The organism is Rhodococcus sp. T7 (assembly GCF_009872365.1).
Lineage (GTDB): Bacteria > Actinomycetota > Actinomycetes > Mycobacteriales > Mycobacteriaceae > Rhodococcus_F.
In genome coordinates, this window is the sequence record NZ_WXYH01000346.1 from 39429 (window position 1) to 48876 (window position 9448).

General features: G+C 62.6%; 5 protein-coding genes and 1 pseudogene. 1 reads left to right on the forward strand and 5 read right to left on the reverse strand.

Translation table 11 applies throughout. The features are described 5' to 3' along the window. Window positions 1–36: 36 nt before the first annotated feature. From MLGJGCBP_RS33600 to MLGJGCBP_RS33615, 4 genes are all read right to left on the reverse strand, one after another. Window positions 37–5370, reverse strand: a complete 5334-nt coding sequence (locus tag MLGJGCBP_RS33600; RefSeq protein WP_160101136.1) for a glycosyltransferase — start codon at window positions 5368–5370, stop codon at window positions 37–39. Window positions 5371–5372: 2 nt separating this feature from the next. Continuing rightward, a complete protein-coding gene (locus tag MLGJGCBP_RS33605) occupies window positions 5373–6749 on the reverse strand; it encodes a glycosyltransferase family 2 protein (RefSeq protein WP_160101138.1) in 1377 nt (458 codons plus the stop codon). After that, on the reverse strand, window positions 6746–7627 hold the full coding sequence (locus MLGJGCBP_RS33610) for a glycosyltransferase family 2 protein (RefSeq protein WP_160101140.1): 882 nt from the start codon (window positions 7625–7627) through the stop codon (window positions 6746–6748). The genes MLGJGCBP_RS33605 and MLGJGCBP_RS33610 overlap by 4 nt, the downstream gene beginning before the upstream one ends. 412 nt (window positions 7628–8039) lie before the next feature. Next, complete coding sequence (locus MLGJGCBP_RS33615) at window positions 8040–8699, reverse strand: PIG-L deacetylase family protein (RefSeq protein WP_160101142.1); 660 nt, start codon at window positions 8697–8699, stop codon at window positions 8040–8042. A gap of 38 nt (window positions 8700–8737) precedes the next feature. On the opposite strand from MLGJGCBP_RS33615, the gene MLGJGCBP_RS33620 reads away from it, so the two are divergent. Further along, window positions 8738–8986 (forward strand): hypothetical protein, encoded by a 249-nt coding sequence (locus MLGJGCBP_RS33620; RefSeq protein ID WP_160101144.1) that lies wholly within the window; start codon window positions 8738–8740, stop codon window positions 8984–8986. Window positions 8987–9147: 161 nt separating this feature from the next. On the opposite strand, the pseudogene MLGJGCBP_RS53850 reads toward MLGJGCBP_RS33620, so the two are convergent. Then, window positions 9148–9448, reverse strand: a pseudogene (locus MLGJGCBP_RS53850) (Dyp-type peroxidase domain-containing protein); the annotation flags it as partial.

Genomic DNA, 9448 nt, shown 5'->3' on the forward strand with positions numbered 1-9448 from the left:
AACGACGAAGCCACAAAGGTCCACTGATCATCCAGTTCATTTCGCCTCCGGAGTTGGTTGAGTCAGCGTGATCACCACGGCCCTCGAGTTTTGGTAGATCACGGTGAACCTGGGCGAGTGGGCGAGGGTCTGCTCTATCCGAGGAAGTGCGTCGCGGGGCAAGTCACCGGACAGCTCCATGTCGGCCCATTGGCTGTGTGTCAGGATCAGGTACGCGTGGTGGTAGTTTTGCCCGGACATCATGTCGCTGAACATCCCGGTCGGGTCGGCGACGATCGCTTGTCGATCCGTCAGCTCGAAGGTGGAGAACCACATGTGGTCGTAGAACTCGAGGTTCATGAACGCCCAGGGATAGCCGCTCGTTGCGGAGACAATCAGCGACCCGCGTGGGGCGATGCCGTAGACGAACAGAGCTGCGTCGTACTCCGCCTGCGGAAAATAGGCGGTCTGCTCTTTGCCGTAGTAGCCGACGGTGAACCCGGACATGAGGAGTACGAGCACGGCGGGCAGCGCGAGGCGAGCCGGCCGAAGCAACCATGAGCGCTGCACGGGCGTATCGATGCGGCCTGATGCGTCGCGCGGGAAGAAGGCTGCTGCCGCGTAAAACGCCGCGAACGGCAGTCCCAGCAGGTAGACACGAAAGATCATCTCGCCGCCGTAGTCGTTGCTCAGGATCAGCGGTATCGGAGCGACGGCCAGCAGCGGGAGTGCGAGCTCACCCCGTCCGCGGAAGCGTTTGGCGCAGCCGACAACTGCTAGCGCCCAGATGGCGGCGCTGAGCAGTCGGTCGATCTTGGCCACGACGGCTTGGCTGTGGCTAGCGGCGCCCAGGTCGACGAAACCCGAACCTGTGTTGCCTCCCAGGTTCCCAAACGCCGACATCAGCCCCGCGAGGTTCTGAGTTATGAACGGGCCAGCGAAAAGTAAATCCCAGCCCAGCGTCAGGGCGACCATCAGCACTGTCAACAACGCAACCCGGCGTGTGCGGAACAGGGCCAACACGCCGAGACCGCAGATCACCATTAGTGGTGTGAGCTGGTGTGTGGGGACGATTGCAGCCATCATCGGCACAACGGCGACGGCGGCCACGATGCGTCGGTCGCGGGCTCGAACGTCGCGGCGAAGGTATCGCAGGACCAAAGCGACGATCGTGAGGTAGAGGAAGTACACGCAGGCCTGCGGCGCAAAGTAGTCCTGGCCAACCCATGCGCCGAGGAAATAGATCGTGATCCCAGTCCAGATCAGGCGCCGGTCGGTGGTGAATGTGCCGAAGATGAGGAAGAGCGGGCCGATCAACAGCAAGTTGAAAAACGGGGGTGCCCAGACGGCGTAGTCGAGGGCGGATTGCAACCCGGCGGCCTTGACCAGCATGGCATTGAGATTGAAGAAGCCGGGCCAGAATTGATACGCGGACAGCTCGTTCAGGGAGGTGTCGACACCTTGGTGGCGCTGGAAGTAATCGACGATCCCGATGTGCTTCCAGGCCCAGGAGTAGCGCAGAGTCCCGTATGTCAAGCACGGGGTCGCATGCAGTATCGCGATCAGCGTGACGACGTGAGCGACCAGCAGCCAGGTTGCGGTCGCCCTGCGCCGCACGGAAACGCTGAAGCTCACGAGTAGAACCACGAGTGCGGACCAGAACGTCAACGGCAGCAACGGAAGAAGTCCGTAGTCTCCCATCCTGCTCAATTCGATTCTCGGCAGCGACGCCAGCCACAGCGCAGCTGCCGTCAGTAAGCCCGCGAAATGCATGGCGGCCGCCACCCGGGTGCGGACGGAACGCCACTTCGCTGAGGCGTCACGTATGCCCCGGGTGCCCGCCACGTACCCGACCACGGTGGTGGCAACCCCGGACAACAACACCAGCGCGGCTACGAATGACCACAGCCGACCGCGCAGCCCCGCCGCGAGGTGCCGGACGATTCCGAACGGGACGATCGATGTCAGGTAACTGCGCTCGCTGGCGAGAGCGCGGTCCGGACCGGCGAGGACGCTGACTGTCGCCTTTGACAAGCCCTCCGCGTAGCAGCGCGAGCGAAAGTACGACCAGCTGCCGCGCGTGTCGGGGACGCTGTGCCAAACCCGCGCCGCGGGCTCGTAGATATGTGCACCGCGGGGGTGGGCCCGCTGGACGCGAATACACAGTTCGGTCTCTTCACAGCCCACTGGTCGCGTCCCGACACGACCCAGGGCAGTTTCGAATCCGCCGGCCTCGACGATGAGATCGCGCCGAAGAGACATGTTGGCGCCGATCATGTTGCGTACCGCGGCTCGCTCGGTGGGCATGCCGCGGTAGGTGCAACCCACCACCCAGTCGAATTCCGGTGGAAACCACGCCGGCCGGGCGTTGATCCAGTTGCCGATGACGAGACCGCCAACTCCGAGCACATCAGGATCGGCGTACGGGGCCGTGAGTTCGGCGAGCCAGTCGAACGCCGCGAATGCATCGTCGTCGAGGAACGCCACGATATCGCCCGTGACGACGGACACTCCACTGTTACGGGCGCCGGACAGCCCCTGCGGGCCCGCGTTCTGCACGACTGTCACGCCGTGCAGTTCGCGTTCGCTCCGGCTCAGTAGCGCGGCGTTGTGGTCGATGACTACCACGATCTCGTCGGCCGGTTCGGATTGCGATTGCGCAGATTCGACCGCCAGCACCAGGTTGTCCCAGCGGTCCTCGGTGTAGGCGCAAATGACGACCGATACCCTCGGTCGATCGAGCGGCCGTTCGAGGCATAGTGTCGGTCCCCATCCCGGCGCAATCTGGTGCTCGGCCGACGCAAACTCTGCGGTACCCTTCTGCGCCGCTACAAAATCGAGTGCCGGCGTCGGTCGAGCGCAATCCTCGATGGTGCCGACCGCAGAGATCAGCTCCGTAGCGCGCAGTTGTGCCTCCAGTGCGGGGGCGATCTCGGAGAATGCCCGCAACACCGGAACCGCGTTGAGTGCCCACCAGACTCGATGTTCACGGTAGACGCGGCACTTCCGAGACAACTCGGCGAGGTGGTGCATCCAGGTGAGTAGGATCGTCACCCGCTCGTCGATCTTCTCACCACGGTCGGTGTCGGATGCCGCACTATAGACGATCTCAAGCTGTCGACGTTCGTGCTTTGCCAGGCCGCCGGCGCGGAGCCGGTGTGCCACGATCGACCCGAGTTCTAGGCGCTCGACCGTACGGCTGGACGTCAGCAGCATGAAGTAGTCGTCGAGCAGGCCGAGCCGTTCCGGGCGAGCGCCGCCCCAGTCTACGATTCCGGTGACACCACCGCGTTCTGTTGCCAGCCGGACATTGCCCGCGTGGAAGTCTCCGTGTGCCCAGCCGACCAGTACTATGCGTTCGGTTAATACGCGGCGCACCAGTGTGCCGATTTGCGCCACGGTGGGCATCGACTCGGGTGAGAGAGCACGGCACATTTCGGTCAGGTCGTGTAGCGGCTGGTCCACCCATAGCTCCAGCAGGTGGTCGTCCACCGAGGAAAGTTCGCCAGTTCGTAGATGCAGTTCGTCGATCGAGGACAGTGCGATCGTGGTTAATGGTTCGAACTGTTCCGGGTTGCGGGACAGCACTGTTGCCAGGTCGACCATCGGGCGGAAGGTCTCGATCGACACGGATCCGATTGAGTTCTCACGGAATGCGAGGACTTCGGGGAGTAGTCGCCGCCAGCCGTCGAGTCGAGAATCTGTGGCGAGTATTGCCAGGATCTCACGCTGAGCCCTCAATTCGGCCGAAGCAAGCGGAGATCGGGCAACCTTGAGTACGGCGGTCGGTGTGCCTGAACCGCGGGTCAAGAACGCTACGGAGACGTCGGTGACCGTCCTGACTGGCCATACGCCGGTCCATTTGCCCAATGCCGGATCGTCGTCGAACTGTGTGGCCTGCAGCCGAAGTTCACGCCGATCATTACGGGAGGCGGCTCCGCGTAGCACGGCCTTCACGCGGTCCAGACAGGGCCGCAGGCGCGCGGCACTAGCGAAGCGAATCACGAAAACAGCTGTTGCACTTTGTAACCTATCGAAACGAGATGTTGGCGCACCGTGTGTGGACGCGTCTGTGCTCAACCAGAGGTCGCGGCGCACTGTCAGAAATATGGCGATAAGCGTTTGGCTCAGCAGGCAGGCCCAGCCAGCGCCGGTCAGCCCGACAACTTTCAGGAGTACCGAACAAAGGCCGAGAGTGAGGACGAAGTTCGTGACCTGGATCGAAAGAAGTAATCCCAGTCGACGATGCGCGCGCGCCGAACTGATCGCCGTCGAGACGAGGATGTTCGGGACGGCGGCAAGCGCGAGCAGCCGTAACACATCGCTGCCAGACTGGTACGCGGTCCCGAAAATGCCCAGCACGAAGGGTGCGAGCACGATTGCTGCGAGAACGATCGGGATGACCAGTCTGCAGCCGTGGACAATGATCTGGCGAGATTTGCGCGTGAACTGAGACTGGTCGGCCGCCGTCTCCACAACGAGAGAGGTGCCCAAATTGACGTTGATCAGATGGACAGTGTTCGCGATGGCCCACGCGACGGAGAAGTAGGCAGTCTGCGCTGGGCCCAGCTCGTGGAGGACGAGAAGGGGTAGCAGCATGACCGAGCCGACAGAGCAGACAGCCCCGACATAGTCGACTGCGACAAAGCGGGCGAGCTGTTTGACTGGAGGCAGTGTGTCTGTGCCTTTGGCGGCGTCCACTCGACGGGGAATTGCCCACATGAACAGGAAGGCGCCGACGACCGGCACCGTGACAGCCAACGATGTTGTCCAGGAGACGAAAATACCGTGCGAGGGCAACGCAGCGGCTAGGGCGACAATCAATCCGACCTTTGTCAGGGCGAAGGCGACGTTCTCCAGCGGGACCACCGCGGCCCGCCGGAGCCCAGTCAAGACGCCGTCCTGGAGGACGAACAATGTACCGCAGACGGTGCCGACGACGAATAGGGCCTGGGTGCGCTCGTCATCGAGAAAGTTTGTGCCAGGTGATATTACGCGTACCAAGAGAACCGAACAGAAGGCGACGACCAATGCGAGGAGACCGCAGGCGGCATACGCCCCTGCGACGAGCCGCTTCGTCCGATGTCCAGCGGTCGGCACGAAGCGGGCCATCGCACTTGACATGTTCAGCTGAGAGACCGCAGCTGCGAGCATCATCATCGAGATTGCCGCCGAGTTGCTCCCCACTGCGGCGGCGTCGTACTTTCGTGCGGCCACCGCCCAGTAGCCGAACCCTATCAACGCCGAGAGGACTGAACTGACGGTGAGGAGCATTCCGTTGCGCAGGAGTGGATTCTGGAAATCGCGGAGGAATCCGGGTGATGTGGACGCGCTCAGCAATTTCGGCTTGGTAGCTGAGGGTGGGCCTTCCCGCGCCGTGGCGCTGTTCACTGTCAGCTGCCGGTGGTGTCTGGGCATGCGCCCGCGTACCCGCGGCCGCTGCGCCATCTACTGATTGCGTACGCGGCCGGCCCGATTAACACGCCGCGCTTCTCCAAGCCGGCGAGTTCGTCGGGAAGGCCGTCGTAGCGGCCGCGGTTACGCTCGGATGATGCGCGGAACGTGTACGTGATGCCGTGTGGCAAGCGCCGTATTAGCGCGCCCAGCATTCTCGGCTCGTGTATCAGTGCGCTGGTCAGGAAGGCTCCTAGTCCGACTCCATAGCCGTAGGCTTGATTGCGCAGAGCGACCATGTCCCGGTGATGACGGTGCCACACAGCTGCGCTGGGCTGGTACACCAGCTGATGGCGCGCGACGACCACCCTGAAGAATCCCGCAAGATCGTCACCGCCGCGTGCGAACGTGCCGACGCCAATCGCCGGATCGAACCCGCCTAGTCGGCGCAGGACAGCAGAGTCAAAGGCCATGTTGGCGCCCGAGCCGAATTTGCCTGCGTTGAATGGAAAGAGCGGATCAGAAGGTCGGTTCAGGTCGGTGTCGAAGATCCTCATCTTGAACCCTTTGTCGAAACCGCCATGCTGTTCCAGTAACAACTGGGCCGGTGTTTCGAGTTGCGCCGGCAAGATCAGGCCGGTAACACATCCGACGTCACCGGCAGCGGCGAATCCCTCGGCGATGGCGGTGAGCCAATGGCGATCGACGACGACGTCGTCATCGACGAACGCAACGATCTCGCCGCGTGCTGCTTCCAGGCCGCAATTGTGCGCGGAGGAGAGTCCACGGCGGTTCTCTCGAACGTAGCGCACTTTGGAATTGTCCATGTTTGCAACCAGAGTCGAGGTTTCTTCGGTGCTAGGGTCGTTGTCGACGACCACGATCTCGAATTGGGGATATTGCACCCGCAGTAGGGCGACAAGGCAGGTGTACAGGCTTTTCGGCCGATCCCGCGTGGCGATGACCACGGTGATCAACGGCGCCTGCGCTAGGACGTTCTCGCGATTGCGGCGACAGTGCGCCGAAGGCGGGGGATCGGTGAGGGCGTCCGGGTGAAGCACCGTCGGCAGCCCATCGTCGGCAAGATGGGCATTTACCCTCTCACCCAGCATCTTCCACACATCGGGGGCATGAGTCTGCCAGGACAGGCCGCGGGTGCCGTCGAGCACAACGACGCCGACCGGGTGTGTGTGCACTCTGACCAGAGCGATAATCTTCCTCGGCTGCACCACTTCCTCCGCGAAAACGAGTTCAGCCTTCGGGGCGGTAAGCTCGATTTCGGTTCGGGCAATCGGAAGATCGCCGATCTCGAGCAGTCGAGCGGTCGCCTGCCGTCTGTCGGTTGGCGTTCCGGCATCGACTGGCCGACTGCTCACGTCGGTCCCAACGCGGTGGTGACGGGGGCTGATGCAACTCGACGCCGTTGCTGGATCCTTTGTGCGAGTTTCCCAGAGGTACCCGAGTTGTTGGTAATCAGTACCGTCCTCAGTACGCGTATGCCGTCTCGAATTGCATGGAGGTTCGACTTCCCACTGCGGCGAGGCATCTCGAGGCTTGGAACCTCGGCTATTCGCAGGCCCGCTTGCATCGCGCAGGCTGTCATTTCGGCTTCGATCTCGAATCCTGTCGCGGACAGCTTCAAGTGGTCGAGGTACCGGCGGTGAAACGCGCAGAATCCGTAGCAGAGGTCGGTGAGGTGAGTGCTGTACAGCGAGTTGAAGACTCCGAGGAGAAACCAGTTACCCAGGCTTCGGATCCGCGTGATGTCGAGCGATCCGCCGCCGACGACGAATCGCGAGCCCTTCACGAAGTCGTAACCATTGGTGAGGAAGTGGAGGTAATGGGATATCTCTTGTGGAGCCATGCTGCCGTCGGCATCCATCATCACGATCACGTCACCCTGCGCTGCGAGGAAGCCGGCTCGCAGCGCGTTTCCCTTACCGGTTCCCTCCTGGCGCACGACACGGATGTCTGGACGATAGCTGCGGGCGGTGGTAAGAGTCGCATCCGTCGAATGGCCGTCCACGAGGATGATCTCCGTGACGTTATCCGGGATTTGTTCTAGGACCCACGCAATATTGCGTGCTTCGTTCCGCACCGGGATGACAAGGCTGACCGATAGACATGCGGCCGGCGGCGTCGGCTCTGGGGGTGTGGAATCGGGTGGGCGACTGTTCGACGTTGCTGTGACGGTGGTTCGGGCCGGTGAGAGCCCGCCGCCGTTGGCGCCGTTTGTCGTTGAAAGGTGAACCATGGGTCAATCCATTCCCTTGTCGCGGGAGGGTGGGAGTCTCGCGGTCGCCAAGGCCCCTCAACGGACGGTGCAACACCGTGACCCCGCGCCAGCCGTCGAGAGGTCGGTTTGTACGCGCAAAACATACTCAAAGTCATCAAAACCGGTAGGTTTCAATATAGCGGTCTACTTGGCAATTGACAACGAGATCTCGGTTGTCGACTGAGATCAGTCCGTCCCAGCTCTGGCGACTCGGCACTCGACCGGCGGTGGGCCGCCCAGTGCGGTGACGCTGATCCGCAAGATGGTTGGGGAAGAGCGCATTTCGTGTTTCGCCGAGATGGATGCCCCGCCAGTCGGTTGCTTCCGGGTGCAATGTCCGTGCCGGATCGGTCGGGAGGCAAAGCGGGGACCAGTATCGGTTGGGGTAGACCTAGTCACGCCGGTCGATCCTGAACCTGAGGGTCGCCTTCTCGAGCACGAAAGCTTCGGCACGCGGGCGTCGGCAGTGGACCCCCTGTAGTCGGGACACGCTGAGGAACGTGTCCTCGTCGAACCAGTCGTGGGCGGCCTGCGACTCGTAGTGTTTGAGAATAACGCGGGCCTTTTCTTCGACGGCTGCGCGAGTGAGCGGGTGGTAGATCGCCGTACGAGTAGTGTCCGCTCGCCGACTCAGGATCTCGTAGCCCAGTATGAGATGGTCGTCGAAAACGGCTGGCGCCATGTCGGCCAGCATTTGGTGGTCTTGATGTGTACCGCCACCCTGGGGGGCAAAGACCACGTCGGGCGAGCATCTCCTGCGGAACGCCTCGAGTGCGGTCTTGATCGGATCCCAGTACGCACACGCATGTCCGTCTGGGACATCGAGAAATGTCAATTCGAGGTCGGCGCCAGGGCAGAGGGCCGCCAGCGCGTGTCGCTCCTCCATCTCCCTCCGTGAATCGGCACCGGACAGCACGCAGGCGCGAACCTGCAGTCCTGGCCGGGCTGATGTCACGGCGAGCAGGGTGCCCCCGACCCCGATAGCAATGTCAGCGCAGTGCGCGCCGAGAACCACCACCTCGTCCAGGCCTGCGATGTCAAGGGTGATCATGAGCTGTGATCGGGTTGTGGGGGATCTGACGCCATCCAGTGGTGGATGTTCTCGGCATGATGTGCGTCGAGCTCGGCACGATCCTTGAAGGCGCGGGCTGGCTTGCAGTACGCCTGATGACGGTGTCCGAACAGCTGCCTCTGGGCAGCTGTCAAGCCGCGGTTTATTTCCCATCGTCCGTGAAGCACGTCGGTATCCTTTCGCCACTTGCCATTCCACCCCGTCTGCTGTTGGACGGCGGCGACCCGAATTCGCGCGGAGGCGGATCGCATCCCGCGGTTGCTTGAGGCCTGCAATAGCTTCTTCCGGAATGATATTCCCGTCCAAAACCAACTTCAAGTACCGTTTGCCGACGGAACTATGCATGCCGGCCCACGCGGGTTCGCGGCCGGAGACCCGCGTCGATCTCGCGCGTGCAGCCCCGCGACTTTGCGAACAGCTTCTCTTTTCAGTGCTGCCCCTCGGCGAGGCCGGGCGGGTAGACGAAGAGAGCGGAACCGGCGTGCTGGATGTACTCGTCATCGCGTCGTTTCTCGACAGGTTGCGCGGCATCGGCACGAACTGTTCCTGCGGGGTGCGGTAGTAGGCGATGAAGAAGAGTCTGGCGTCGAGGTGGCAGAAACCGTCGGAGCCGTCCCGAACGCGCGCGCCAGGTTGCGGATGGCGTGCACGGCCACCTGCGGGTCGTTGGCGCACGCCTGGATCGCGATGTCGCCGCCGCTGCGCGCCGGATCCAGGTTGTCCGCCCG